Annotated in this window: 25 protein-coding genes and 2 riboswitches; of the genes, 9 read left to right on the top strand and 16 right to left on the bottom strand. The window is 70.0% G+C overall.

Going from position 1 to position 25,304, the window contains the following annotated elements; genetic code table 11:
- The first annotated feature begins 22 nt into the window (after positions 1-22).
- Positions 23-649, top strand: a complete 627-nt coding sequence (locus tag IQ210_RS17645; RefSeq protein WP_194079950.1) for a TetR family transcriptional regulator — start codon at positions 23-25, stop codon at positions 647-649.
- Positions 650-724: 75 nt separating this feature from the next.
- Here IQ210_RS17645 and IQ210_RS17640 read toward each other — a convergent pair whose 3' ends face one another.
- The 3 genes from IQ210_RS17640 to IQ210_RS17630 all read right to left on the bottom strand — a co-directional run bounded on the left by IQ210_RS17640 (position 725) and on the right by IQ210_RS17630 (position 3,167).
- On the bottom strand, positions 725-1,117 hold the full coding sequence (locus IQ210_RS17640; protein WP_194079949.1) for a hypothetical protein: 393 nt from the start codon (positions 1,115-1,117) through the stop codon (positions 725-727).
- A gap of 114 nt (positions 1,118-1,231) precedes the next feature.
- Complete coding sequence (locus IQ210_RS17635; RefSeq protein WP_194079948.1) at positions 1,232-2,236, bottom strand: helix-turn-helix transcriptional regulator; 1,005 nt, start codon at positions 2,234-2,236, stop codon at positions 1,232-1,234.
- Between the two features lie 76 nt (positions 2,237-2,312).
- Positions 2,313-3,167 (bottom strand): thioesterase family protein, encoded by an 855-nt coding sequence (locus tag IQ210_RS17630; protein ID WP_194079947.1) that lies wholly within the window; start codon positions 3,165-3,167, stop codon positions 2,313-2,315.
- A gap of 146 nt (positions 3,168-3,313) precedes the next feature.
- Between IQ210_RS17630 and IQ210_RS17625 the strand changes: the two genes are divergently transcribed.
- On the top strand, positions 3,314-4,537 hold the full coding sequence (locus IQ210_RS17625) for an alpha/beta hydrolase (protein WP_194079946.1): 1,224 nt from the start codon (positions 3,314-3,316) through the stop codon (positions 4,535-4,537).
- Here IQ210_RS17625 and IQ210_RS17620 read toward each other — a convergent pair.
- From IQ210_RS17620 to IQ210_RS17575, 10 genes are all read right to left on the bottom strand, one after another.
- The gene (locus tag IQ210_RS17620) at positions 4,446-5,102 is read right to left on the bottom strand and encodes a trimeric intracellular cation channel family protein (RefSeq protein ID WP_194079945.1); all 657 of its coding nucleotides are present in this window, start codon (positions 5,100-5,102) and stop codon (positions 4,446-4,448) included. The two genes, IQ210_RS17625 and IQ210_RS17620, sit on opposite strands and share 92 nt — an antisense overlap.
- Positions 5,103-5,148: 46 nt before the next feature.
- Positions 5,149-6,549: a M1 family metallopeptidase gene (locus IQ210_RS17615; protein ID WP_194079944.1), complete on the bottom strand. Its 1,401-nt coding sequence runs from the start codon at positions 6,547-6,549 to the stop codon at positions 5,149-5,151.
- Positions 6,550-6,646: 97 nt separating this feature from the next.
- A complete protein-coding gene (locus IQ210_RS17610) occupies positions 6,647-7,936 on the bottom strand; it encodes an ABC transporter ATP-binding protein (protein ID WP_314203038.1) in 1,290 nt (429 codons plus the stop codon).
- A gap of 11 nt (positions 7,937-7,947) precedes the next feature.
- Complete coding sequence (locus tag IQ210_RS17605) at positions 7,948-9,045, bottom strand: ABC transporter ATP-binding protein (protein ID WP_194079943.1); 1,098 nt, start codon at positions 9,043-9,045, stop codon at positions 7,948-7,950.
- The gene (locus tag IQ210_RS17600) at positions 9,042-10,040 is read right to left on the bottom strand and encodes an ABC transporter permease (RefSeq protein WP_194079942.1); all 999 of its coding nucleotides are present in this window, start codon (positions 10,038-10,040) and stop codon (positions 9,042-9,044) included. Before IQ210_RS17600 ends, IQ210_RS17605 begins: the two co-directional genes overlap by 4 nt.
- Positions 10,041-10,150: 110 nt before the next feature.
- Complete coding sequence (locus IQ210_RS17595; protein ID WP_194079941.1) at positions 10,151-11,950, bottom strand: ABC transporter substrate-binding protein; 1,800 nt, start codon at positions 11,948-11,950, stop codon at positions 10,151-10,153.
- A 69-nt stretch (positions 11,951-12,019) separates the two neighbouring features.
- On the bottom strand, positions 12,020-13,027 hold the full coding sequence (locus IQ210_RS17590) for an ABC transporter permease (protein WP_194079940.1): 1,008 nt from the start codon (positions 13,025-13,027) through the stop codon (positions 12,020-12,022).
- Between the two features lie 313 nt (positions 13,028-13,340).
- Positions 13,341-14,135 (bottom strand): enhanced serine sensitivity protein SseB C-terminal domain-containing protein, encoded by a 795-nt coding sequence (locus IQ210_RS17585; protein ID WP_194079939.1) that lies wholly within the window; start codon positions 14,133-14,135, stop codon positions 13,341-13,343.
- 148 nt (positions 14,136-14,283) lie between these two features.
- Positions 14,284-15,069: an enhanced serine sensitivity protein SseB gene (locus IQ210_RS17580; RefSeq protein ID WP_194079938.1), complete on the bottom strand. Its 786-nt coding sequence runs from the start codon at positions 15,067-15,069 to the stop codon at positions 14,284-14,286.
- Positions 15,070-15,145: 76 nt separating this feature from the next.
- A complete protein-coding gene (locus IQ210_RS17575; protein ID WP_194080029.1) occupies positions 15,146-15,826 on the bottom strand; it encodes an AAA family ATPase in 681 nt (226 codons plus the stop codon).
- A gap of 184 nt (positions 15,827-16,010) precedes the next feature.
- Positions 16,011-16,105, top strand: a riboswitch (glycine riboswitch).
- Positions 16,106-16,211: riboswitch (glycine riboswitch) on the top strand. It begins immediately after the preceding riboswitch.
- Positions 16,212-16,249: 38 nt separating this feature from the next.
- Between IQ210_RS17575 and gcvT the strand changes: the two genes are divergently transcribed.
- From gcvT to IQ210_RS17545, 6 genes are all read left to right on the top strand, one after another.
- Positions 16,250-17,368, top strand: coding sequence for a glycine cleavage system aminomethyltransferase GcvT (gcvT, locus tag IQ210_RS17570; protein WP_194079937.1), 1,119 nt, complete (start codon positions 16,250-16,252; stop codon positions 17,366-17,368).
- Positions 17,369-17,465: 97 nt separating this feature from the next.
- On the top strand, positions 17,466-17,843 hold the full coding sequence (gcvH, locus tag IQ210_RS17565) for a glycine cleavage system protein GcvH (protein ID WP_062026852.1): 378 nt from the start codon (positions 17,466-17,468) through the stop codon (positions 17,841-17,843).
- Between the two features lie 15 nt (positions 17,844-17,858).
- Positions 17,859-19,121 carry a serine hydroxymethyltransferase gene (gene glyA / locus IQ210_RS17560; RefSeq protein WP_228047874.1) on the top strand — a complete coding sequence of 421 codons (1,263 nt, stop codon included), beginning with the start codon at positions 17,859-17,861 and terminating at the stop codon, positions 19,119-19,121.
- Positions 19,122-19,180: 59 nt separating this feature from the next.
- Positions 19,181-20,548, top strand: coding sequence for an L-serine ammonia-lyase (locus IQ210_RS17555; protein WP_194079936.1), 1,368 nt, complete (start codon positions 19,181-19,183; stop codon positions 20,546-20,548).
- Positions 20,549-20,633: 85 nt separating this feature from the next.
- Entirely contained in the window at positions 20,634-21,191 is a 558-nt protein-coding gene (locus tag IQ210_RS17550) for a glycoside hydrolase family 25 protein (protein ID WP_194079935.1), read from the top strand.
- 15 nt (positions 21,192-21,206) lie between these two features.
- On the top strand, positions 21,207-21,749 hold the full coding sequence (locus IQ210_RS17545) for an MOSC domain-containing protein (RefSeq protein ID WP_194079934.1): 543 nt from the start codon (positions 21,207-21,209) through the stop codon (positions 21,747-21,749).
- A 50-nt stretch (positions 21,750-21,799) separates the two neighbouring features.
- On the opposite strand, the gene IQ210_RS17540 is transcribed toward IQ210_RS17545, so the two are convergent.
- Together IQ210_RS17540 and IQ210_RS17535 are read right to left on the bottom strand one after the other, a co-directional pair.
- Positions 21,800-22,477 (bottom strand): NADPH-dependent F420 reductase, encoded by a 678-nt coding sequence (locus IQ210_RS17540; RefSeq protein WP_407699706.1) that lies wholly within the window; start codon positions 22,475-22,477, stop codon positions 21,800-21,802.
- A gap of 67 nt (positions 22,478-22,544) precedes the next feature.
- On the bottom strand, positions 22,545-23,543 hold the full coding sequence (locus IQ210_RS17535; RefSeq protein ID WP_194079932.1) for a zinc-dependent alcohol dehydrogenase family protein: 999 nt from the start codon (positions 23,541-23,543) through the stop codon (positions 22,545-22,547).
- A gap of 102 nt (positions 23,544-23,645) precedes the next feature.
- Here IQ210_RS17535 and IQ210_RS17530 point away from each other — a divergent pair, with 102 nt between their 5' ends.
- Positions 23,646-24,578 (top strand): AraC family transcriptional regulator, encoded by a 933-nt coding sequence (locus IQ210_RS17530; RefSeq protein ID WP_194079931.1) that lies wholly within the window; start codon positions 23,646-23,648, stop codon positions 24,576-24,578.
- Here IQ210_RS17530 and IQ210_RS17525 read toward each other — a convergent pair.
- Positions 24,575-25,258, bottom strand: coding sequence for a FadR/GntR family transcriptional regulator (locus IQ210_RS17525; protein WP_194079930.1), 684 nt, complete (start codon positions 25,256-25,258; stop codon positions 24,575-24,577). The two genes, IQ210_RS17530 and IQ210_RS17525, sit on opposite strands and share 4 nt — an antisense overlap.
- Positions 25,259-25,304 lie beyond the last annotated feature (46 nt).

Genomic DNA, 25,304 nt, shown 5'->3' with positions numbered 1-25,304 from the left:
GAACAGTTGTTTACTGCATGGCATGAGTCACACCCTCGGCATCCGACAGGCCCAGAAGCAGAAGACCCGACAGGCGCTCCTGGACGCGGCGTTGGGACTGTTGGAGGAGCAGAGCCTGAGCAGCCTGGGCCTGCGCGAGGTCACGCGCGCGGTCGGCGTCGCCCCGACCGCCTTCTACCGGCACTTCCGCTCCACGGCGGATCTCGGCACGGCACTGGTCGAGGAGGCACTGGGCAGCCTGCACCCGATGATCCGGACGACGGTGTCCACGGCGGACGACAGCGAGGAACGCATAGCGCGCGCCGTCGAGCTGATCGCCCGTCACGTGGACGCGTACCCCGCACATGTCCGTTTTATCGCCCGGGAACGACATGGCGGGGTCCAGCCGGTCCGGGACGCCATCCGGGAGCAACTGGCCCGGTTCGGCCAGGAAGTGAAGGACGAGCTGGCCAAGGACCCCGAGTCGGCCGGCTGGAGCGACGACGACCTCCTGATGCTCGCCAACCTGTACGTCGACCAGATGCTGATCACCGCCTCCCTGTTCCTGGAGGCCCAGGAGGCCACCCCGCAGGAGCGGGACCGGGTGATCCAGGTGGCGACCCGCCAGATGCGGCTGATCAGCATCGGCCGTCATCACTGGCTGGACTGAGGCCCCGGCCGCGGACGCCGAAGGGCGGCGCCCCCGTTCACCGGGAGTGCCGCCCTTGTCGTACGACCCGCGAGGTCAGCTCTTCGTCGCCGACGCGGTCGCCTGCTGGCTGGGCGCACCGCTCGGCGCGCCGCTGGGCATCCCGCCGCCGCCACCGCCGGGGCCGCCGCAGCCGCCGCCCTGGCCGCCGCCGGGACCACCCTGACCGCCACCCGGCCCGCCGCTCGGCATGCCCGAGGGCGCACCGGACGGCTGGGCGGTGCCGTTGGCCGTGGGGGCACCCGAGGGTGCGCCGCTGGGCATCCCCGAGGGGTTGCCGCTGGGCGCGCCGGACGGTGCCTGACACGACTGCTGCGCGGAGTTGCCGCTGTTCGAGGAGGACGACGAGTCCCCCGAGCCACAGGCCACCAGGGCGAGGGGCGAGAGCGCCAGCAGAGCCACTGCGGGGACGAGACGCACACGCTTCATGAGAAACAACTCCAAGAAAAATGAGGGGAGTCTTGAGGCGGGCACTCAATCAACGCGCCTTAGGGCTTCCTTGGGCCCGCGCTGTCCCCGGCCTGTGCGTAAGGCAAAGCGGTTCTAAAGCCGACCCTCTGACCTGGGGTTCTCTTCCGAATCCCGGCCTACTCGCTGGTACAGGTCCGTGACAGAAGCGGCCGCCCGGGCCAGTTCCGCGCGCACCTCGGGCGGCGAGAGGACCTCCACGCGGTCGGAGAACGCGAGGAGTTGACGGGCCTCGCCCAGGACGCCGTACGACAGCCGGGCGGTCACCCACTCCTGTGCGCCGTCGTCGTCGGGCAGTTCGGTCAGCCAGCCGGTCATCATCCGCAGGAACAGGTCGAGTCGGTCGCGGCGGACGCGGACGACGACGTCGATGCCGCCGGGGCGTTCCTCGACCTGGCGGCGCAACTGCTCCCAGGCGTCGGCGAGTTCGACACCGGGCCGGCGCCGCACGGTGTCCGCCAGCACGGTCGCCGCGCGCACCCGGTCCGCGCGGAACAGCCGCGGCCGCGCCCTGCGGTCGGCGACCAGGTACCAGACGCCCGCCTTGGAGACGAGGCCGTACGGGTCGACCGTGTACGTCCGGATCTCGCGCTCCCCGCTGTGCCGGTACCGCAACCGCAGCCTGCGGTCGGTGAAGACCGCGTCCTGCAACACCTGGAGGTCCACGGCGGGTTGGGGGCCGCCCTTCCAGCGGGTGGCGTCGACCAGGATGCGCCGCGAGGTCACGTCGGCGGCGGGGCGGTGCGGGGCCGGGAGCGCCGCCATCACCTTGCGCAGGGCGGAACCGAGCGCGGTGTCGAGGCCGAGGGCGGCGTGCGCGCCCTGCGCGGCCAGGATGAACAGGGCGCGGGACTCGTCGGCGGTCAGTCCGGTGACGTCCGTGCGGAAACCCGCGAGGAGTTCGATGCCGCCGTGCCGGCCGCGCTCGGCGTAGACCGGGACGCCGGAGGCGGACAGGGCCTCGATGTCCCGGTAGATGGTCCGGACGGACACCTCGAGACGCTCGGCGAGTTCGGGCGCGGGGACACGGCCGCAGGTCTGGAGGAGCAGCAGGATGGAGAGGAGGCGGTCGGACTTCACGGCACCAGGATCGCCGACGGGACCGACAGCCTCGGGCGGGCGCCCGCTCCGCCCGCACCGAAAGCCGTCCCAGCCCTCAGGCCAGCCGCGCCCGAGCCAGCTGCCGGGACTGGGCCACCAGGCGGTCCGCGCTGTCCCAGACCTCGGCGTCCTCCTCCAGGAATCCGCCGGCGAGGTTGCGGGTGGTGATGGAGACGCGCAGCGGGCCCGGGGCCGGGCGGCAGCGGACGTGGACCGTCAGCTCGACCGTGGGGACCCAGCCCTTGAGGCCGATCTCGAAGGCGGTCGGCGGCAGCGCGTCCACCGCGAGCAGCAGGGAGAAGGGGTCGGCGTCGCGGCCGTCGGCGAGGCCGAACCAGGAGCGCATCTCGCCCTTGCCGGACGGGGCGCCGAGGGCCCAGCCCAGGGTCGAGGGGTCCAGCTTGAGCATCAGGCGCTCGGTGATGGCCGAGCTGCCCTCGACGGGGGCCGGCCCGTCCTCGGGGCCGAAGCAGTGGTCCATGGGCGGGAACGCGGGCGGCTTCGCCGTCGTACGGACGTCGTCGGGGAGGGAGTCGAGGTCGCCGTAGGAGGCGAGGACGCGGATGCGTTCGACCTCGGCGCCCTGCTCGTCGTACTGGAAGAGCGAGGCCTGACCGGTGGAGAGGGTGCGGCCGGTGCGGACCACGTCCGTGCGGATCACCGCGGGGCCCGGCTGGGACGCGGTGAGGTAGTGCGCGGAGATGGTGAACGGGTCGGCGTGCGGCAGGGCGTCCGCGAGGGCGCGGCCGAGGACGGCCAGCAGATAGCCGCCGTTGACGGCGTTGATGATCGTCCAGCCGGCGGAGAGGTCGATGTCGTAGACACCGGGTTCCCGGCGGGTGACCGCGGTGTCGCGGTCGAACTCGCTGTCGCCGATCGTGGCGCGCGTGACGGAGGCTGCTTCTGGCATGAGTGAACGGTACAACAGCTAACTACTAAGCGGTAGCTTTGCCCGGCGCCCACCATGGACCCATCCAGGTGAGACCCGGGCAATTTCTCGGTAAGTGTCCGTACTCGTCCGTAAACCCCCGGCCCGGCCTCGCCCTCTGTAGGGACATGAGCCTCACCGGGACCGCGTTCCTCTACACGCTGATCGTGCTGTCCGTCGTCGCCGTCCTGCTTCCGCTGGCGCTGTGGTCGCGGCTGCGCGGGCCGAAGCCGCTGCGCGCCCTGGGCCGGCTGCTGATGGTGCTGTTCGCCCAGGGCACGGCCGTCGCGCTCGTCTTCGTGCTGGTCAACAACGAGAACAACCTGTACGACAACTGGGCCGACCTCCTCGGCACCGGCGACCACGTCCAGCAGGCCGCGAACCTCGGCGCCGACGGCACCGGCGGCATCGCGCTGAAACGGTTGCCCAAAGTCCGCCAGCACTTCACCGCCGCCTCCGGGCCCGGCATGGGCGGCGTCCGTGTCACCCAGCTCAAGGGCCGGGTGTCGGGCGTGAACGCCGAGGTCTACGTCTGGCTGCCGCCGCAGTACGGCAAGCCCGCCTACCGGCACCACAAGTTCCCCGTGGTGGAGCTGCTGTCGGGCTACCCGGGCTCGGCGAAGGCCTGGTTCGGCTCGCTGCACGCGGTGAACCAGCTCCGGCCGCTGATGCGGGACGGCAAGGTGGCGCCGTTCATCCTGGTCGCCCCGCGGATGAACCTGCTGGCCGGGGTGGACACCGGCTGCGCCAACATCCCGGGCACGGTGAACGCCGACAGCTGGCTCAGCATCGACGTGCCGAAGATGGTCACGGACAACTTCCGCGCCCAGTCGGGCCCCGCGGGCTGGGCGGCCGCCGGGTACTCCGCGGGCGGGCACTGCGCGACCAAGCTCGCCGTCGCCCACCCCGACCGCTACATGGCCGCGATCAGCATGTCCGGCTACAACGACCCGATCGGCGAGCGCGCCTCGCTGGCCGCCGAGACCCCCGCCCTGCGCCGCGCCAACAACCCCTACGTCCTGCTGCGCGACGCCCGCACCCCGCCCGCGATCGCGCTCTACCAGTCGGGTCAGCCGGGCGACGGCTACGAGGCGGCCACCGGCCTCGAACAGATCGCGAAGGCCCCGACGACCGTGCATGTCGTCTACGTCCCGAGGAGCGCGGGCGGCCACACCATGGCGCTGTGGCGGCCCCAGGTGGTCCCGGCGTTCCGCTGGCTGACCGAGGAGATGGGGCTGCTGCACAGCAGGGTGGGGGCCGCTACTCCTCGCGTACGGTCGACCGGCGGTTCCAGGCCCGCGGAGCTCGCCAGTGGTAGCGCATCGCCAGCAGCCGCAGCACGAAGGCCGTGATCACGGCGAGGGAGCTGGTGAGCGGGGTCAGGGTGTCGTAGCGGATGCAGAGCACCACCATCGTGGCGCCGACCATCGCCGGGACCGCGTACAGGTCGCGGTCCCAGCGCAGCAGCGACGGCACCTCGTTGGCGAGCACGTCCCGCAGCACACCGCCGCCGACCGCGGTGGCGAGGCCGAGGGTGGCGGACTGGGTGAGGCCGAGACCGTAGTCGTACGCCTTCGTCGTCCCCGTCACGCAGAACAGGCCGAGGCCCGCCGCGTCGAAGACGTTCACGCCGAGCTGGATGCGCTCGACCTGCGGGTGCAGGAAGACGACCAGGAGCGCGGCGAGCAGCGGGGTGACGAAGTACCCCAGGTCGGTGAAGGCGGCCGGGGGCACCGCGCCGATGATCAGGTCCCGGAACAGCCCTCCGCCCAGCGCGGTGACCTCGGCGAGGACGGCGATGCCGAAGACGTCGAAGTTCTTGCGCACGGCCAGCAGCGCGCCGGAGATGGCGAAGACGAAGATGCCGATCAGGTCGAGCGTGTGCTGGACGGAGGGGGCAAACAGTGGCTCAAGCACCCCATATTCTTACCTATGAGCGGGGGTGAACCTTGCAATGCAAGGATCACCCGGCCGGAAGGGCCGGTTTCCCTGTGGTGAAGAGCCAGGTCTGGAACAGATCGTCCAGCTGCTGTCCGGAGATCTTCTCCGCGAGCCGGACAAAGTCGGCCGTGTTCGCGTTGCCGTAGCGGTGGATCTTCGTCCAGGTCGGCAGCAGCTTGAAGAAGGCCGCGTCGCCGATGCGTTCGCGCAGCACCTGGAGGGTCATCGCGCCGCGCTGGTAGACCGCGGAGGCGAACATGGTGTCGCGCTGCGGGTCGCCGACCGTGATCTGCCAGAAGGGGGCGTCGGCCGGGCGGGCGTTGTACCCGGCGAGGAACGAGTCGTGGGCGCTGCGGGTGCCCTGGTGCTCGGCCCACAGCCACTGGGCGTAGGTGGCGAAGCCCTCGTTGAGCCAGATGTCCTTCCAGCGCTCCACCGACACCGAATCGCCGAACCACTGGTGGGCCAGCTCGTGCACGATCGTCGTCTCGTTGCGCACGGCCGAGTAGACCGGTTTCGTCTGCACCTCCAGCGAGAACCCCGCCTCGGGCATGTCGTCGACGATCGCGCCGGTCTCCTCGAAGGGGTACGGCCCGAAGACCTCCGACCAGTAGTCGGTGGCGGCGGCCGTGACGGCGTACACGTCGACGTTGTTGCTGTTCGCGAGGACGGGGTCGATCGCGACGTAGATCGGGGTGCCGCCGGGGGTGGTGCCGGTCCGGACGTCGAACTTGCCGATCGTCGCGGTCGCGAGATAGGTCGCCATGGGCTTGGTCTCGCGCCAGTGGGTGTACGTCGAGCCGCCCTTGTCGTACGTCGAGACGAGCCGGCCGTTGGAGACGCCGGTCAGGCCCTTGGGCGCTTTGATGCGGATGTCGTAGGTGGCCTTGTCGTCGGGGTGGTCGCTGGACGGGAACCAGGTGGAGGCGGCGTTGGGCTCGCAGGCGACGAAGACGCCGTCGGTCGTCTTCATCCAGCCGTAGTTCGAGCCGAACACGATGGGGCCGCCGAGGGGTTCGGGGACGCCGCCGTAGGTGACCCGCACGGTGAAGTCACGGCCCTTGGGGAGGGTGCCGCGCGGGGTGATGCGCAGTTCGTCGCCGTCGCGGGTGAACGCCGTGCGTCTGCCGTTCACTTCGACCTTCGTGACCTCCAGCTGCTGGAGGTCGAGGTCGAACGCGGAGAGGTTCTGGGTGGCGCGGGCGGTGAGGGTCGTACGGCCGTCGAGGCGGTCGGTGTCCGGGTTGTACGCGATGTCGAGGGCGTAGTGGCGGGCGTCGAAGCCGCCGTTGCCGAGGAGCGGGAAGTAGCTGTCGCCGAGGCCGGGGGCTCCGGGTGAGGGAGCGGGGGCGGCCGCGATGACGCAGAAAGAGGCCACCGCCGTGGCGATGGCCCCTAAGCGTGCCGAACGGGAGAGTCTCATGTGTCGTCCCTTTCGAGCGTGTGCCGATAAGTCGGACACGGACGACTGTGGACTCTCCCGGACGGGCATGTGCATGACTTTGCCAAGTCGTCATGCGCTACTTGTCAGTTGACTCCTGACCGTCGGCTTCGGCTTCCGCGGGCTCGTCGGTCGGCTGCGGGTCGGTGGGGGCTGGTCGCGCAGTTCCCCGCGCCCCTTGGTCGGTCGACTCGCCGGTGTCTTCAGAGGCACCGACCTCCGCCGCAACCGCCGCCGACGTCTCCGCGCTCTCCGCCAGGACCTCGTCCGCCACCAGTTCCGCCGCTTCCTTCGCGACCGTCAGCAGGACCGTGTCCTGGGGAGCCTGGTCCTCGAAGTTCTCCGGGTGGTGGCAGGCGACCTGCTGGCCCGGCTTCAGCTCGACGAGCTTCGGCTCGGTCGTCTTGCAGATCTCCGTCGCCTTCCAGCACCGGGTGTGGAAGCGGCAGCCGCTCGGCGGGGAGATCGGCGAGGGCACGTCACCCTTGAGCAGGATGCGCTCGGACTTGGCGTTCTTGCGCTTCGGGTCCGGGATCGGCACCGCCGACATGAGCGCCTTGGTGTACGGGTGCATCGGCGCCTTGTACAGCGACTCGCGGTCCGCCAGCTCGACGATCTTGCCGAGGTACATCACCGCGATCCGGTCCGAGACGTGCCGGACGACCGAGAGGTCGTGCGCGATGATCACGTACGTCAGGCCGAGCTCCTGCTGGAGGTCGTCCAGCAGGTTCACGACCTGGGCCTGGATCGACACGTCGAGCGCGGAGACCGGCTCGTCGGCCACGACCAGCTTCGGGTTCAGGGCGAGCGCGCGGGCGATGCCGATGCGCTGACGCTGACCGCCGGAGAACTCGTGCGGATAGCGGTTGTAGTGCTCGGGGTTGAGGCCCACGACCGACAGCAGCCGCTGGACCTCCGCCTTGATCCCGCCCTCAGGGGTCACGCCCTGGAGCTTGAAGGGCGCGCCGATGATCGTGCCGATGGTGTGGCGCGGGTTCAGCGACGAGTACGGGTCCTGGAAGATCATCTGCACGTCGCGGCGGAGCGGACGCATGCCGCCGACGCCGAGGTGCGTGATGTCCTGGCCCTCGAACTCGACCTTGCCGGCCGTCGGTTCGAGCAGCCGGGTGATCAGCCGGCCCATGGTCGACTTGCCGCAGCCGGACTCGCCCACGACACCGAGGGTCTCGCCGGCCTTGACCTCGAAGTCGATGCCGTCGACCGCGCGGACCGCGCCGACCTGCCGCTGGAGCAGGCCCTTCTTGATCGGGAAGTGCTTCTGCAGCCCGGTCACCTTCAGCAGGGTCTCACCGGGGGCGGCGTCGGCCTTGGTGACCAGCGCGCCATCGCTCTGCGCAGGGATGCTCACTTTGTCCTCGCTCACAGCTTCGGCGCAATCTCTTCGGTCCAGATCCGCTCCCGCTGCTCCTGCGTCATGTGGCAGGCGGCCCAGTGCTGGCTGCCGACCTCGGCGAGCTCCGGGCGGACCGTGCGGGTGACGTTGTCCTTCGGGATGTCCGCGTACGGGCAGCGCGGGTTGAAGGCGCAGCCGGACGGGATGTTGATCAGCGAGGGCGGGGAGCCCTTCACCGGGATCAGCCGCTCCTGCTGCTCACGGTCGAGGCGGGGCATCGAGCCGAGCAGACCCCAGGTGTAGGGGTGGCGGGGCTCGTAGAACACCTTCTCCGCCGGACCGCGCTCGACGCAGCGGCCGCCGTACATCACCAGGATGTCGTCGGCGAGCTCGGCGACGACGCCCAGGTCGTGGGTGATGATGATGACCGCGGAGCCGAACTCCTTCTGCAGATCCCGGATCAGGTCGAGGATCTGCGCCTGGACGGTCACGTCCAGGGCGGTCGTCGGCTCGTCCGCGATGAGCAGTTCGGGGTTGTTGACCAGCGACATCGCGATCATCGCGCGCTGGCGCATACCACCGGAGAACTCGTGCGGGTAGTTGTCCACCCGCTTGTCCGGCTGCGGGATGCCGACCCGGTCGAGCATCTCGACCGCGCGCTTCTTCGCGGTCTTCTTGTCCACGTTGTGGTGGATGCGGTACGCCTCCACGATCTGCTGGCCGATCGTGTAGTACGGGTGCAGCGCCGACAGCGGGTCCTGGAAGATCATCGCCATCTCGCGGCCGCGCAGCTTGCGCACGTGGTCCGGGTCGGCGGTGAGCAGCTCGGTGCCGTCCAGCCAGATCTCGCCGGAGATCTGCGCCTTGCGCTTGCCGTACTGGCCGGCGGTGTGCAGGCCCATGATGCCGAGCGAGGTCACCGACTTGCCGGAGCCGGACTCGCCCACGATGCCGAGGGTCTTGCCCTTCTCCAGCTTGAAGGAGAGCCCGTCGACGGACTTGACCAGGCCGTCGTCGGTCGGGAAGTGCACCTTCAGGTCGCGCACTTCGAGGAAGGCGGTCGGCGTGGGCGAGGCGGGGGTGGGCTCGCCCACGGCCGCTCCGCTCTTGCTGAGTTCGGTCATGCGAGCCTCACTCGGGGGTCGATCACGGCGTAGAGGATGTCCACCACGAGGTTGGCGATCAGCACCGCGAGAGAAGTGATCAGGGTGACGCCCAGAATGATGGGCAGGTCCTGGGTCTTGATGCCGTTGAGCACCGCCTGGCCGAGGCCCGGCAGGCTGAACGTGGTCTCGGTCAGGATCGCGCCGCCGATGAGGGCGCCGAGGTCCATGCCGAGCATGGTCAGGATGGGGGTCATCGTGGAGCGCATGGCGTGCTTGCCGATGACGACCCGCTCCTTGAGGCCCTTCGCGCGGGCGGTGCGGATGTAGTCCTCGCCGAGGATCTCCATCATCGTGGCCCGGGTGATCCGGGCGTACATCGCCGCGTAGAGGAAGGCGAGGGTGATCCAGGGGAGGATCATGCCGCCGAGCCAGCCGGTGAAGCTCTCGTCGAGGGGCACGTACTCGCCCTCGACCCAGCCGAGACTGTACGAGAAGATCGCGAGGCTCAGCAGACCGGTGAAGTAGATCGGGAGGGAGACACCCGCGAGGGCGACGACCATCGCACCGCGGTCCCACAGGCTGCCCCGCTTGAGCGCGGAGAGCACACCGGCGGCGACACCGAACAGCAGCCACAGCACGGCGGCACCGAGCGCCAGACCCAGGGTCACCGGGAAGCGGTCCGTGATCACCGGCCAGATGGCCTGCTCGGTGCGGAAGGAGTACCCGAAGCACGGCGCGGCACAGTGCACGGAGTCGCCACCGCCCACGTAGGTGCGACCGGCGAAGAGACCCTTGAAGAACTCCCAGACCTGGGAGTAGATCGGGTCGCTCAGTCCGAGCTTCTGCCGCACGCCCTCGACGGCGGCGGGGTCGGCCTGCTTGCCCACGAAGCTCAAGGCGACGTCGACGCCCGCCCACTTGGGGACGAGGAAGAAGATGCCGAAGACCACCATGATGATGACCACGAGCATCACTGCGGCGGCGAACAGCCGCCTGATGAGGTAAGCGAGCACAGCTCTCGGCCCGCCGCGGGCCGCGGGCCACCGGAGATCATCCGGTGGCCCGCGCTCCCGCGTCGCCGGCCTTCACCTGCCTTTCGTGCCGTACGGCGGGTGTGCCGGGTTTACTTCGCGGACTTCAGGCCGAGGTTGACGAAGTCGTACATACCGCTGTAGCCGTCCGAGGTGTAGACGTTGGCCAGGCGGTCACCGCGCCAGTTGACGAACTTCTCGAAGACGAAGGGCAGGTAGTAGCCGCCCTCCATGACCGCGTGGTTGATGTCCTTGGCGATCGCCAGCTTGCCCGCGTCGTCCTGCGTCTTCACGTAGGTGTCGAACAGACCGTTGATCTTCTTGTCGTCGATGAGGGCGAAGTTGTTGTTGCCGCTCTCGAGGATGTACTTGCCGTCCCACAGCGGCAGACCGAAGCCCTGGACCGACGGGAAGTCGGCGCCCCAGCCCATGATGATGATGCCGTAGCCCTTCTTCTTCACGTTCGAGGGGCTGCCGATGATGCCGGACGTCTGCGAACCGTCGTACTGGTCGATGTTGACGTCGATGCCGATCTTCTTCAGGGAGGCCTGGAGAGACTCGGCGGTCGCGACCTCGACCGGCTTGTTGTTACGGACGGCGATGGTGGTCTTGAAGCCGTTCGGCTGACCGCAGGCCTTCAGCTCTTCCTTGGCCTTGGCGACGTTGCCGTTCTTGTTCGCGCCGTTCAGCTCGTACGGGTCGTACGACTGGCCCTCGGAACCGGGGACGGTCGGCGGGAGCATGTTGGTGCCGATGTCACCACCGGCGACCGGGCCACCGCGCGCGGTCTGCAGCGAGACGTGGTCGGCGCCGTAGATCACGGCCTTGCGGCAGTGCTCGTTGTCGAACGGCTTCACGCTCTGCGGGAAGGTCGCGTAGCGGATGTAGCCGGAGACCGGGTTGTCCAGGTTGGCCTTGTGCTCCTGAAGGGCGGTGGTGCGGCCCTGCGGGGACAGACCGGTCTGGTTGATGTCCAGGTCGTAGTCACCGGCGAGGAGACGGGCGTCCAGGTCGTTGGCGTTCGAGAAGAACTTGACCGAGATCTTGTCCGGGTAGGCCTTGCGGATCGGGTCCGAGGCCTGGCTCCACTTGTCGTTGCGGACCAGGACCAGGTCCTTGCCCGGGCTGTACGACTGGAACTTGTACGGGCCGGAGGAGAACGGCTTCAGGCCGTACTTGGACTTGGTGTCCTTGTCCTGGCGGACCGGGGAGGCCGAGACCAGGGCGAGGATCTCCTCGAAGTCGGCGTTGGCCTCCGGCAGGTGGAAGACGATGGTCTTGTCGTCCGGAGTGTCGATCGCCTTCAGGCCGAGCTTGTCGGCGGAGGTGTCCTTGTAGGGGCCCTTGTACTCGCCCTTGGGGTCGAGGACGTCCTTCACGTAGACCGGGCCGCCGGACAGCACGTCCTGCGCCCAGACGCGCTCGATGCCGTACTTGACGTCCTTGGACGTGATCGGCTTGCCGTCCTCCCACGTGATGCCGTCACGCAGGGTGTACGTGTAGGTCTTGCCGTCGTCGGTGACCTTGGCGAGACCGGTGGCGAGGTCCGGGGTGAGCTCGGTGCCCTTCTTGCCCGGCTCGGCGGCGTTCGTGACGAGCTGGCGGCTGTAGTAGCGCGCGAAGTTCCACATGAAGCCGTAGTAACCGCGCGTGGTGTCCCACGAGTCGGCGTCCTGGGCACCGGCGAACTTCAGCTCGCCGCCCTTCTTGGCGAGCGAGGCCTGGGCGACCTTGTTGTTCGCGGCGTTGAAGCCGGCCGCGCCGGTCGCCGAGCCCTTGTCACCGCCGTCGTCGTTGCCGCCGCCGCACGCCGCCGTGGTCAGCAGCGCGGCGACCGCGGCGGCAGCGGCAAATGCCTGCTTCCGCCGCCCTGAGGTGCGTTGGGTAGTCACGATCTCGGATCCTCCGGATTTGATGAGAGACCCCGTGTCGGTGCCACGGGACGCTTTTGGTACGGCAGTTCAGCGGGAGCCCTTCGGGTCCAGCGCGTCCCGCACGCCGTCGCCGAAGAGGTTGAAGGCAAGAACGGTGATGAAGATCGCCACACCCGGGACCACCATGTAGGTGGGGTCCGACTTGTAGTAGTCGATCGCGTTCGAGAGCATCTGCCCCCAGGAGGCCGTGGGGGGCTTGACGCCCACGCCCAGGAAGCTGAGCGCCGCCTCGGTGAGGATGTTGGTGGGGATCATCATCGTCGTGTAGACGATGATCGGCGCGACCAGGTTGGGCAGCAGTTCCTTGAACAGGATGTAGAGCCGCCCGGCGCCGAGGGAGCGGGCCGCCTCGACGTATTCACGCTCCCTCAGCGAGAGCGTCTGGCCGCGCACCACGCGTCCGATGTAGGGCCAGCCGAAGAAGCCGATGACGAGGATCATCACGAACAGGCGGACGCCCGTACCGGAGAGTCCCAGCATGTTGTTCGGCATGACGGAGACCAGCGCGATGATGAACAGCAGCTGCGGGAAGGCCAGCAGACCGTCCATGACCCGGCTGATGGCGGAGTCGACCCAGCCGCCGAAGAAGCCGGCCAGGACACCCAGGACGGTACCGATGATCACGGCCACGATGGCGGACAGGAAGCCGACGAGCAGCGAGATCCTGGCGCCGTAGACGATGCGGGCGAAGATGTCGCGGCCGTTGACCGGCTCGACACCCAGCCAGTGGTCGCCGCTGATGCCGCCGAAGGACCCCTTGGGGGTGCCGAACAGCGGGTCGATCAGGTCCTTGTCGTTGTACGCGTTCGGGTCCTGCCCGTACAGGCTGGTGATCACGGGCGCGAGCAGCGCGACCGCGATGAGGAAGAGCACGACGACGCCGCCCGCGAGGGCGAGTTTGTCCCGCTTCAAACGCTCCCAGGCGATCCGGCCCAGGGAACGTCCCTGTACGGCCTTGGCGCCGGCGTTGACCGCCGCTTCTTCGGCCGCGCTCGGGGCCGCTTCCGCGGTCGGCTCGTGCAATGGTGCCGTCATCTGGCAGGGACCCCTCTCAACCGGCGGTAGCCGGCCCGCACTTGCCGCTGTAGCGGCGTGATCAGTCCGTCGTACACAGGGGCGAACCCACCCCTGCTGCGGGAGTCTTCAACGCTTTGGCGATCTGTTGCCAGACTTGGCGAGGAAAGGATGCATAAACGTGATGCGGGCTGCAGGGTTCCGTTATCCGGACGCCGGGTAACGGCGGCCGGACGCAGGCCAGTTGGGGCAATACGGGCCTCGCGGGGCCTTTTACCCTCATCTACGCGCGCAGACACACTCCCGTAACACGGGAGTCTGTGGAGTTGTCGACTCAGTAGCCGCTGGGCGCCGGAGGGTAGCCGTACCCGGCCGCGGGAGCCTGCGCCGGGGCCGCGTGCGCCTCACGGTCGTAGAAGGGGCGGGCGCCGGCCCGCATCCACATCGCGACCGGGTCGTACTCGTCCGACATGGCGACGGTCGACACCGGCAGCCCGTCCGGGACGGCGCCGATGGACTGCTGCATCATCGCGCGCACCGAGTCGACGGCGGGCGGGCTGGTGTCGTAGACGTCGAGACCGATGGCGAGGTACGGCGCCCCGAGCGCCGGCTGCACCCAGGCACGGCGCAGCGAGCGGACCGCCGGGGTGCGGTGGGCGTTCTGCGCGATCAGGGCGTAGAACTGCGGGATCTCGATACCGGGTTCCGACAGGCGCAGCGGGCCGGCGGGCTGGCGCTCCAGGCCCGTCGCGATCCGGCGCAGGTCGAGCCAGGGGATGCCGACGCCGCCGCCGGGGGCGTGCGGGTTCAGCCAGAGGCCGTAGTGGTCGGGGTAGAGGGTGCGTGCGACGTCGACTCCGTCGACGACCTCGTACGAGCGGTTCCAGCCGCTCGCGCTCAGTTCCTGGGCGGAGGTCACGCAGGGCGCGTAGCCGTAGCCGTCGACCTCCATGTTTCCGTACTGGGCGTCCGGGGAGCCCGCCTGACCGTGCCAGAGGAGCATCCAGATCTGGCCGGAGGAGGGGGTGGCGAGGGCGCGGAGGAGTGCCTCGTAGGCGTCGTAGCGCCCCGGCGTCACCTGGCGCAGCATGTGCTCGACCGTGCCGGTCGCTGTGCCGCTGGCACTCACCTTCTACCGCCCCTTCGGGAAAGTTTCGTAGTCGGAAACAGCTTAAGCGTTGGGAGCTCGGGGCTTGCGGTGTGTTGCGGGCTGCGGGTCGGTGGGGGTTGAGCGCGCAGTTCCCCGCGCCCCTTGGGTCCGCTGCCCTCAGGGATGCCTAAAAGTCCCGCTGATAGAACGGGCGTACCTGATCCCGCATCCAATGGCCCACCGGGTCGTCCGCCACGTCCAGGAGGACCAGGTTGACCGGCCAGGCCACCGGTGTCTGCCCCAGGGCCCGGCCCAGGGCGTCCATCGGGAGGGTACGCAAGTCGCCCTCCCATTGGGAGAGTTCCACGCCCACGAACATCACGGGGTCGGCCGTCTCGATCGCGGCCAGGCAGCGGCGGGCCGTCCGGACGACTCCCGTCGCGGCGAACTCGGCGGAGGCGGTGGCGAGGAAGTCGACCGGGTCGTCCTGCCAGTCGGGCTCGTAGAGCTTGACCCGGCCGCCGCTGTTGGGGCCGTCCAGCGGGGTGCGGCCGACCCGGCACAGGTCCGCCACGGCGGGCGGCGGGAGCGGGACGCCGACCACGCCGTCCGGGTTCACGGCGATGCCGACCTGCGGCGGGAGGCCACGCGCGAACTCCACCGCCGGGGCGATGGTGTACGACATGTGCGCGCCGGCGACCTGACGGAACTGTTCCTCGGAGCTGAAGACCGGGACGTAGGCCTGGCCCTCGATCTGCAGGGTGGGCAGGTCGAGCGGGCCGGTGTGGGCGCCGCCGCCGTTCGGCAGCGGGACCCAGACGAAGCTGCGGCCGAGGACCTCGATGATCCGGCCGCCGGCCCCGGGCACGCCGAGGGCGGCCGAGAGCACCTCCTCCAGCTCGTTGCCGGGCCATCCGCCGCCGTGCGGATGAGGGTGCGCCTGTGCCGGGAAGTCCTGTGCCGGGAAGTCCATCTGTCCGTCCGCCTGCCGAGTACCGCTGATGTGGCTGAAAGGCTAACGGGTGCCGGGCCCCTGAGCGCCCTGGCCGTCAGCCCGTGAACCCGATCCTGCGCAGGGCGTCCGCCGCCTCCCGGTCCAGGAGCACCGCCGAGCCCACGCCCTGCGGCAGTTCGCCCTTCTCCACGGAACGGATGAGACGGGCGGCCGCCGTCCGGTGGCGGAGGAAGGCGTAGCGCGAGACGCCCCGGCCGCGCTCGCGCTGGCCCTGCAACGCGGTGTCCACGGTGACGTCGAGCAGCAGCAGATGCAGGGTGCCGCCGCGGCGCTGGGCCGCGCGGGCCAGCCAGCCGCGCACCCAGGACTGAGTGCCGCAGTCGTGCACCACGACCCCCTTGCCGGAGCGCAGGGCGCGGTACAGGCCGAGGTAGTGGGCGGCGCGGACGAGGGGGCGGTAGACCGCGTACGGCAGAAAGCGGGGCGCGCGGGCGTCCCAGCGGTCGCGGGTGTCCTGGGAGTCGATACGGATGCCCTTGACGGCGCGTCGCATCAGGGTGGACTTGCCGCTGCCGGGCAGGCCGGTGATCACGACCAGGTCGTCGGGGGCGAAGAGCAGGGCGTGCGGGCTGTGGCCGGCACGGTCACGCAGGTCGCGGACGACCGGCTGCGGTGCGCACGACTCCCGGACCGTCTCCCGGCGCGGGGCGGCCGGCTGCGCGGGCAGCGCGACGGCCGAGGTGGTGGCGTACGCAGTGGGCCTGTTCACCGTGATCGTCCTCCTCCGGGGTCAGGGGGGTTCCCCTCCCCACCGAGCGTAAAGAGAAGGTAATGGGGTGTCTCTCTTGTTTTGGTGATCGTCCTGCCACAAGCCAGTTACAAAGGGCCGGGCCGAGGCGGCCCTGCCGTCGATGCCCGATGCGTGCAATGATGTCCGCGCCAACTGCATACCGGCCGTTCGAATCCGCGCGGGAGAGTCCCCACCACTGGTTGGGGCGCCGAAGGAGCAAGTCCCTCCCTTGAATCTCTCAGGCCCCGTTACCGCGCGGGCGAGGCACATCTGAAAAGCGAGTCGCCCTCCGGTGGCTCCACCCAAGGTGCAAGTCATGTCCCCTGCGGTCATGGCGAACCTCTCAGGTTCCGATGACAGATGGGGAGGAACGACCTCGCCCGTCATGCCTTGGGAGACAACCGTCCGATGAGCAGCACTGAACCCCGTCTGACCGCGCTCGACGCCCTGCATCGCTCGCTCGGCGCGACGATGACCGACTTCGCCGGCTGGGACATGCCCCTGCGCTACGGCTCCGAGCGCGACGAGCACAACGCCGTGCGGACCAAGGCCGGGCTCTTCGACCTCTCCCACATGGGGGAGATCACGGTCACCGGCCCCCAGGCCGCCGCCCTGTTGAACTTCGCCCTGGTCGGCAACATCGCCTCCGTCGCGGTCGGCCGCGCCCGCTACACCATGATCTGCCGTGAGGACGGCGGCATCCTCGACGACCTGATCGTCTACCGGCTGGCCGAGACCGAGTACATGGTCGTCGCCAACGCCTCCAACGCCCAGGTCGTCCTGGACGCCCTCGTCGAGCGCTCCGCCGGCTTCGACGCCGAGGTCCGTGACGACCGGGACGCCTACGCGCTGATCGCCGTCCAGGGCCCCGAGTCCCCCGGCATCCTGAAGTCCCTCACCGACGCCGACCTCGACGGTCTGAAGTACTACGCCGGGCTGCCCGGCACGGTCGCGGGCGTTCCCGCGCTGATCGCCCGCACCGGCTACACCGGCGAGGACGGCTTCGAGCTGTTCGTGAAGCCCGAGCACGCCGTCGAGCTGTGGCAGGCCCTGACCAAGGCCGGGGAGGGCGTCGGCCTGGTCCCGTGCGGGCTGTCCTGCCGGGACACACTGCGTCTGGAGGCGGGCATGCCGCTGTACGGGCACGAGCTGTCGACCGAGCTGACCCCCTTCGACGCCGGGCTCGGCCGGGTGGTGAAGTTCGAGAAGGAGGGCGACTTCGTGGGGCGCCAGGCGCTGCGCGAGGCCCTTGAGAACCTCAACCACGACGTACCGCGCGTCCTCGTCGGCCTCATCGCCGAGGGCCGCCGCGTCCCGCGCGCCGGGTACGCCGTCGTCGCCGACGGCCAGGTGATCGGCGAGGTCACCTCCGGCGCCCCCTCGCCCACGCTGGGCAAGCCGATCGCGATGGCGTACGTCGACGCCGCGTACGCCGCGCCGGGCACGTCCGGCGTCGGTGTGGACATCCGGGGCAGCCACGAGCCGTACGAGGTCGTGGCGCTGCCCTTCTACAAGCGCCAGAAGTAGCCCCGTAGGTGATGCTGAGCACACGGACGCTGCTCACGCACGCCTTCCGCAGTCCCCCATTCATCAGCAGTCCCCCGCGTACAGGAGAATTCAGGCCATGAGCAACCCCCAGCAGCTGCGCTACAGCAAGGAGCACGAGTGGCTGTCGGGCGCCGAGGACGGCGTCTCGACGGTCGGCATCACGGAGCACGCGGCCAACGCGCTCGGCGATGTCGTCTTCGTCCAGCTCCCGGAGGTCGGTGACACGGTGACCGCGGGCGAGACCTGTGGCGAGCTGGAGTCGACCAAGTCGGTCAGCGACCTGTACTCCCCTGTCTCCGGTGAGGTCACCGAGGTCAACGAGGACGTCGTCAACGACCCGTCGCTGGTGAACTCCGCCCCCTTCGAGGGCGGCTGGCTGTTCAAGGTACGCGTCGCGGAGGAGCCGGCCGACCTGCTCTCCGCCGACGAGTACACCGCCTTTTCCGCCGGCTGAGGAGTCGTACACCTGATGTCCGCACTGAACACGCCCCTTCACGAGCTCGACCCGGAGATCGCCGCAGCGGTCGACGCCGAGCTGGGCCGTCAGCAGTCCACCCTCGAGATGATCGCGTCGGAGAACTTCGCTCCGCTCGCGGTCATGGAGGCGCAGGGCTCGGTCCTGACCAACAAGTACGCCGAGGGCTACCCCGGTCGGCGCTACTACGGCGGCTGCGAGCACGTCGACGTCGCCGAGCAGATCGCCATCGACCGGATCAAGGAGCTGTTCGGCGCCGAGTACGCCAACGTCCAGCCCCACTCCGGCGCCTCCGCCAACCAGGCCGCTCTGTTCGCGCTGGCCTCCCCCGGCGACACGATCCTCGGCCTGGACCTGGCGCACGGCGGCCACCTCACCCACGGCATGCGCCTGAACTTCTCCGGCAAGCAGTTCAACGTGGTCGCCTACCACGTGGACGACGCCGGGCTGGTCGACATGGCCGAGGTGGAGCGCCTCGCCAAGGAGCACCGCCCGAAGGTGATCATCGCGGGCTGGTCCGCCTACCCGCGCCAGCTGGACTTCGCGGAGTTCCGCCGGATCGCCGACGAGGTCGAGGCCTACCTGTGGGTCGACATGGCCCACTTCGCCGGTCTGGTCGCGGCCGGGCTGCACCCGAACCCGGTCGAGTACGCGGACGTGGTCACCTCCACGACCCACAAGACCCTGGGCGGCCCGCGCGGCGGCATCATCCTGGCGAAGAAGGACTTCGCGAAGAAGCTGAACTCGTCCGTGTTCCCGGGCTTCCAGGGCGGTCCCCTGGAGCATGTGATCGCGGCGAAGGCCGTGTCCTTCAAGGTCGCCGCCTCGGAGGAGTTCAAGGAGCGCCAGCGGCGTACGGTGGAGGGTGCGCGCATCCTCGCCGAGCGTCTGACGGCCGACGACGCCCGCGAGGCCGGGGTCAACGTGCTCTCCGGTGGCACGGACGTGCACCTGATCCTGGTGGACCTGCGTGAGTCCGAGCTGGACGGCCAGCAGGCCGAGGACCGTCTCCACGAGGTCGGCATCACGGTCAACCGCAACGCCGTCCCCAACGACCCGCGCCCGCCCATGGTGACGTCGGGTCTGCGCATCGGCACCCCGGCGCTGGCCACCCGCGGCTTCACGGCCGAGGACTTCGCCGAGGTCGCCGACGTGATCGCGGCGGCCCTCAAGCCGTCGTACGACGCGGAAGCCCTGAAGACCCGGGTCAAGGCCCTGGCCGACAAGCACCCGCTGTACCCCGGCCTGAGCAAGTAGTAGTTCCCCGGTGGGGGCACCCGACGACGTGTGCCCCCACCCTTTTTGAAGGAGTTCCCGTGGCCATCTCGGTCTTCGACCTGTTCTCGATCGGCATCGGCCCGTCGAGCTCCCACACGGTCGGCCCGATGCGCGCGGCCCGTATGTTCGCCCGCCGTCTGCGCAACGAGGGCGTGCTGCCCTCGGTGGCGACCGTCCGCTCGGAGCTGTACGGCTCGCTGGGCGCGACCGGCCACGGTCACGGCACCCCGAAGGCGGTGCTGCTCGGTCTGGAGGGTGCCTCCCCTCGTACCGTCGACGTGGAGACGGCCGACGAGCGGATCGAGGCGATCAGGAGAAACGGTTCGCTGAACCTGCTGGGCGAGCACGAGATCGCGTTCTCCTTCGACGACGACCTGGTCCTGCACCGCCGCAAGGCGCTCCCGTACCACGCGAACGGCATGACGCTGTGGGCGTACGACGCGCCCGGGGCGGAGCTGCTGTCGAAGACGTACTACTCGGTCGGCGGCGGTTTCGTCGTGGACGAGGACGCGGTGGGCGCGGACCGGATCAAGCTTGACGACACGGTCCTGAAGTACCCCTTCCGTACGGGCGACGAGCTGCTGCGTCTGACGAAGGAGACGGGCCTGTCGATCTCCGCGCTGATGCTGGAGAACGAGCGGGCCTGGCGCACGGAGGAGGAGATCCGGTCCGGGCTCCTCGACATCTGGCGGGTCATGCAGGCGTGCGTCTCGCGCGGGATGTCGCGGGAAGGCATCCTGCCGGGCGGGCTCCGGGTCAAGCGCCGGGCAGCCGTGACGGCACGTCAACTGCGGGCGGAGGGTGACCCGTTGGCCCACGCGATGGAGTGGATCACGCTCTACGCGATGGCGGTCAACGAGGAGAACGCGGCCGGCGGACGGGTGGTGACCGCTCCGACGAACGGCGCGGCCGGCATCATCCCGGCCGTCCTGCACTACTACATCAACTTCGTGCCCGGCGCCGACGAGGACGGCGTGGTGCGGTTCCTGCTCGCCGCCGGTGCGATCGGCATGCTGTTCAAGGAGAACGCCTCCATCTCCGGCGCCGAGGTCGGCTGCCAGGGCGAGGTCGGCTCGGCCTGCTCCATGGCGGCGGGCGCGCTGGCGGAGGTGCTGGGCGGTTCCCCGGAGCAGGTGGAGAACGCGGCCGAGATCGGCATGGAACACAACCTCGGTCTGACCTGCGACCCGGTCGGCGGTCTGGTCCAGATCCCGTGCATCGAGCGCAACGGCATGGCCGCGGTGAAGGCGGTCACCGCCGCCCGCATGGCGATGCGCGGCGACGGCTCCCACAAGGTCTCCCTCGACAAGGTCATCAAGACCATGAAGGACACCGGGGCCGACATGAGCGTGAAGTACAAGGAGACGGCTCGTGGTGGGCTCGCGGTGAACATCATCGAGTGCTGAACGAGCAAGGGGCCCGCGTGCCAAGGTGGTTGGCGATTCACCCGCCAACCCCTGTCCCCCCTACGGCACTTCAGGGAGTCCCCCCATGCTGCGCGGCATCGACGTAAGCGCGTACCAGTCCTCCTCCTACGGCACCGACGGCCTCTCCTTCGTCTTCGTCAAGGCGACGGAGGGCCGTACGTACACCAACCCCAAGCTCGCGGCCCAGACGAAGCGGGCCCGTGACGCCGGTCTGGTCGTCGGCTTCTACCACTTCCTCTGGCCGGGCAACCTGACCGCCCAGGCCGAGTACTTCGTGAGCAAGGCCCCGGAACGGGCGGGCGACATCCTCGCCGTGGACTGGGAGACCACCGGCGACGGGACGCACGCGAGCAACGCGGAGAAGGACCGCTTCATCCGGAAGGTGAAGGAACTGCGGCCGAACAACCGGGTCGTCCTCTACACGAACCGGAACTACTGGCTCAACATCGACACGACCTCCTACGCCGGCGACGGCCTCTGGATCGCCGACTACGTGACAGCCGGCAAACCCCGCATCAAGGCGAAGTGGCGCTTCCACCAGTACACCGACGACCCCCTGGACAAGAACGTGGCGGACTTCCCGAGCAGGGCGGCACTGCGGGAGTGGGCGGAGGACGCCTGATATAGAGTCCGCGCCATGGGTGGGACGATCACTGCGGTCAGCAGCAACGCAACGTACTCCTTCACCAAGCCGAACCGGGAGAGCATCACGCTGCTCGCCGGACTCGGGGTCGAGGGGGATGTGCACGCCGGGGTGACGGTGAAGCACCGGTCCCGGGTGGCGCGGGACCCCTCGCAGCCGAATCTGCGGCAAGTACACCTGCTGCACCAGGAGTTGTTCGACGAGGTGCGCGAGGCGGGCATCGAAGTCGCCGCCGGGGAGCTCGGGGAGAACGTCACCACGCGGGGCGTCGATCTGCTCGCGCTGCCTGTCGGAACCCGGCTGCGCCTCGGTGAGCGGGCCGTCGTCGAGGTGACCGGGCTTCGCAACCCCTGCCTTCAGATCGACAACTTCCGGCAGGGGTTGCTGAAGCAGGTCGTCACCCGGGACTCCGACGGGAAGCTGCGGCTCAAGGGCGGGATCATGAGTGTCGTCCTGGAGGGTGGGGTCGTGCGGCCCGGTGACGGGATCGGGGTGGAGTTGCCGGACGGCCCGCACGTGCCGTTGGAGATCGTCTGATCCCGGGCGGTGTCAGGCGCTGGAACTCGGGCTTGCGTTCCGGGCTCGCCTCAGCCTCGGAACTCCGGCGTGCGTTCCGGGCTCGCCTCGGCCAGGGCCTTCGTGACCGCTTCGGCGCCCGCCTGGAGTCCGTACACCGGCGTGGCCGGCTGCTGGCGCCAGGAGTCGTCGAGGCCGCCCGCGTCGACCGTGTCGAAGCCGAGTTCGTCGATGAGGGCGCGGACCTTCGCCTTGGCCGCCTCGTCGTCGCCGGCGACCGGGAGGGCCTGGCGGTCGGGGGCGCCGGCCGGGCGGTGGCGGTCGAGGATGTCCTGGGCGTAGGTGCCGTTGAAGGCCTTGATCACGGGGTGACCGAGCCGGCGTTCCGTCCAGCGGCTCTCCGTGAGGCCCTCGTCCTCGATCTCGGCGATCCGGCCGTCCCGCTGCTGCGGGTAGTAGTTGCCGGTGTCGATCACGGCCACCCCGTCCGCCGCGCCGTCGAGCACGCCCTTCGGCAGGTCCGGGACCGCCTTGAGCGGGATCGTCACGACGACCACTTCAGCGCCTCGCGCGGCCTCTTCGACCGGGACGGGCGTCGCGCCCGTCTCCTCCGCGAGCGCGGTCAGGGTGTGGGGGCCGCGCGAGTTCGCCACCGCCACCTCGTGCCCGAGGGCGGTGAGCCGCCGGGTGAGGTTGCCGCCGATGTTTCCCGCGCCGATGATGCCGATCTTCATGACAGACCTTCCCAGATTCGATGCATGTGCATGCGACTGAGTGACGTCAACCCGGGTCGGCGGGGAGGTATTCCGGGTGGCCTCAGATTCGGACGACGATCTTCCCCGTGTGCCGGTTCGACTCCATCAGGCGGTGGGCGTCCCGGATGCGGTCCAGACCCTCGAAGACCTCGGCGATCACCGGGCGGAAGCCCCTGTCGGACAGGCCCGCGTTGAGGAAGGCCGTGGAGCGGCGGCGGCCGGCCGGGGTCGCGGTGAGGATCAGGTTGGCGTACGTGTGGATCGTGAACGGCCAGTTCCAGGGGATCTCGGCGGGGCGCCGGTCCAGCCAGCCGTACGCCACCACCGAGCCGCCCTGCGCGAGCGCGTCGGCCAGCGGGCGGAAGCCGGGGCCGCCGATCGCGTCGAAGATCACCTCGACGCCCCGGCCCCCGGTGATCCGCCGGACCTCCTTCGCCACCGTCTCGGCGCCGCCCTCGGAGACGATCACCTCCGCCGCCCCCACGTCCAGCAGCCCCTGCCGCTTCGCCTCCGTGCGGGTCGTGGCCAGCGGGATCGCGCCGATGCGGCGGGCCACCTGGATCGCCGCCGTGCCGACCCCGCTGGAGGCCCCGGTGATGAGGACGTGGTCGCCGGGCTTCAGGCCGGCCGTCTCCAGGAGGGCGCCGTAGGCGGTCGTGTACGTCAGCCAGGACGCCGCCCCCGTGACGGCGTCCACGGAGGCCGGGCGGGGCAGCACCGAGGTCTCGGGCAGGACGACCCGTTCCGCGTACACCCCCTGGGCGCTCATCTCGATGCCGGGTCCGGTCATCACCGGGTCACCTACGGCGAGTTCGGTGACGCCCTCACCGACCGCCTCGACGACGCCGGAGGCCTCGTAGCCGAGGCGGGAGGCGGGGAGGGTGGGCTGGTAGTAGTAAGTGCCGGAGCGGAAGAGGGCCTCGGCGCGGTTGAGGCCCAACGCCTCGACGCGGACGGCGACTTGGCCGGGGCCGGGATCGGGCACCGGCACGTCCTCGATGGACAGCACCTCGGGTCCGCCTATTTCGTGAAAGAGCACGGTACGTGCGGTAGTTGGCATGGTGTCCACGCTAGGAGCCGCGGCAGAGACGATCCATGTCCGCCGGTCTCCCTTTCCTGTCCGTACGTCTTCGGCCGTCAACTCCCGGCTACGGTGGTGGACATGGACGTACTCAGCGACGCGATCGCCGCGATGCGCACCGGCCGGCCGCACTCGGGCCGGCGGGACAAGTACGCGCCCTGGGGGATGCGGATCGAGGACTCGGAGGGTGCCGGGTTCCATGTGGTGCTGCGGGGGTCGGCGTGGCTGCTGCCCTCGGGCGGCGAGCCGGTGGCGCTCGCGGCGGGGGACGTGGTGTTCCTGGCCCACGGGCGGGGGTACGCGCTGACCAGCGGGCCGGACGTGGAACCGACGGTCGTGCGCTTCCAGCCGGACGCGAATCCGCCCAAGTCCCCGCCCCCGCCCCCGCCTCCGGGACGGGACGCCGTGCCGGACACGGTCCTGCTGTGCGGCGCCTACTGGCTGGACCGCAGCCGGGCCCACCCCCTGCTGACCGAGCTGCCCGAGGTCGTGCACCTGCCCGCCAGGGTCGGCGCCCACCGTTCGCTGCGGGCGACCGTGGAGCTGCTGGGCGCGGAGCTGGAGGAGCCGCAGCCGGGGTCGGACACCATCGTCGCCTCGCTCCTGGACACCCTGCTGCTCTACATCCTGCGCGCCTGGTGGCAGGACGAGGGTCGGGCCGACCGGCATCCCACCGGCTGGGCGGCGGCGCTCGCCGACCCCGCGGTGACGGCGGCACTCCAGGCCATCCACGCCGCGCCGGACCACCCCTGGACGGTGGAGGAACTCGGCGCCCACGGCGGCCTGTCGCGCGCGGCGTTCGCCCGGAGGTTCACCACGCTGGTGGGACGCCCGCCGCTGGCGTATCTGACGTGGTGGCGCATGACGACGGCGGGCCGGCTGCTCCGCGCGGACGACACGCCGCTCAGGACGATCGCCGAACGCACCGGTTACACCTCGGAGTTCGCGTTCGCCAAGGCGTTCAAGCGGCAGTACGGGGTGGCGCCGGGCCGGTACCGCAGGCAGGCGTCCTAGCCCGCGAAGGGGTCCTCCAGTTCCTGGCGGACGACCGCTGCCGCGGCTTCCGCGTCGCCGTCCGCCACCGCACGTACCAGCGCCTCGTGGGCCTCGTCGGCGGTGTTGGGGTCGTGGGTGCGCAGGCCGGTCAGGGTCAGAAGGTCGAGCAGGCCCTGCCTGAGGACCGGAGTGAACTGCCCGAAAAGATCAGCCAGTACGGGGTTGTGGGCGGCCGCCACCACCGTCGCGTGGAAGGCGATGTCGGCGTCGATGAACGCCCCGTCGTCCCTCAGGGATGCCGCCCGGCGGCCCGCCAGCGCCAGTTCCATCGCCGTCACGTCCTCCGGTGTGCGGCGCCGCGCGGCCAGCCGGGCCGCCTGCACCTCCACCGCCATGCGCACCTCGTAGACGTCCGTCACCGCGGCCCGGCGCAGCCGGGTCGGCCAGTCGTCCGTCGGCTCGGTGGCGAGGACGAACACCCCGGCGCCCTGCCGGGGTTGGACCAGCCCCGCGCCGGCCAGCGCGCGCAGCGCCTCCCGGACCGTGGAGCGGCCGACGCCCAACTCCTTGGCCAGGGTGGTCTCACCGGGCAGCTTGCTGCCCACCGCCCAGTGGCCGGCGGCGATCTGGGCGCGGAGGCGTTCGGCGGCCTGTTCCACCAGCGGGCTGGGGCGGAGGGGGCCCGGCGACGACGACATGCTCAATTCACGTTTCTCACTTGTCTGAGGACCTGAGGAGTGGCTA

This window comes from Streptomyces justiciae (assembly GCF_015163075.1).
Lineage (GTDB): Bacteria > Actinomycetota > Actinomycetes > Streptomycetales > Streptomycetaceae > Streptomyces > Streptomyces justiciae.
Note: the sequence above shows the minus strand (reverse complement) of the source record. Positions and strands in the feature narration are given on the sequence as shown.

Excerpts from the sequence above, each read along its gene's own strand:
- IQ210_RS17645 (WP_194079950.1), top strand. The coding sequence starts at position 23 with ATGAGTCACACCCTCGGCATCCGACAGGCCCAGAAGCAGAAGACCCGA.
- IQ210_RS17640 (WP_194079949.1), bottom strand. The coding sequence starts at position 1,117 with ATGAAGCGTGTGCGTCTCGTCCCCGCAGTGGCTCTGCTGGCGCTCTCG.
- IQ210_RS17630 (WP_194079947.1), bottom strand. The coding sequence starts at position 3,167 with ATGCCAGAAGCAGCCTCCGTCACGCGCGCCACGATCGGCGACAGCGAG.
- IQ210_RS17625 (WP_194079946.1), top strand. The coding sequence starts at position 3,314 with ATGAGCCTCACCGGGACCGCGTTCCTCTACACGCTGATCGTGCTGTCC.
- IQ210_RS17615 (WP_194079944.1), bottom strand. The coding sequence starts at position 6,549 with ATGAGACTCTCCCGTTCGGCACGCTTAGGGGCCATCGCCACGGCGGTG.
- IQ210_RS17605 (WP_194079943.1), bottom strand. The coding sequence starts at position 9,045 with ATGACCGAACTCAGCAAGAGCGGAGCGGCCGTGGGCGAGCCCACCCCC.
- IQ210_RS17590 (WP_194079940.1), bottom strand. The coding sequence starts at position 13,027 with ATGACGGCACCATTGCACGAGCCGACCGCGGAAGCGGCCCCGAGCGCG.
- IQ210_RS17580 (WP_194079938.1), bottom strand. The coding sequence starts at position 15,069 with ATGGACTTCCCGGCACAGGACTTCCCGGCACAGGCGCACCCTCATCCG.
- gcvT (WP_194079937.1), top strand. The coding sequence starts at position 16,250 with ATGAGCAGCACTGAACCCCGTCTGACCGCGCTCGACGCCCTGCATCGC.
- gcvH (WP_062026852.1), top strand. The coding sequence starts at position 17,466 with ATGAGCAACCCCCAGCAGCTGCGCTACAGCAAGGAGCACGAGTGGCTG.
- glyA (WP_228047874.1), top strand. The coding sequence starts at position 17,859 with ATGTCCGCACTGAACACGCCCCTTCACGAGCTCGACCCGGAGATCGCC.
- IQ210_RS17550 (WP_194079935.1), top strand. The coding sequence starts at position 20,634 with ATGCTGCGCGGCATCGACGTAAGCGCGTACCAGTCCTCCTCCTACGGC.
- IQ210_RS17545 (WP_194079934.1), top strand. The coding sequence starts at position 21,207 with ATGGGTGGGACGATCACTGCGGTCAGCAGCAACGCAACGTACTCCTTC.
- IQ210_RS17535 (WP_194079932.1), bottom strand. The coding sequence starts at position 23,543 with ATGCCAACTACCGCACGTACCGTGCTCTTTCACGAAATAGGCGGACCC.
- IQ210_RS17530 (WP_194079931.1), top strand. The coding sequence starts at position 23,646 with ATGGACGTACTCAGCGACGCGATCGCCGCGATGCGCACCGGCCGGCCG.
- IQ210_RS17525 (WP_194079930.1), bottom strand. The coding sequence starts at position 25,258 with ATGTCGTCGTCGCCGGGCCCCCTCCGCCCCAGCCCGCTGGTGGAACAG.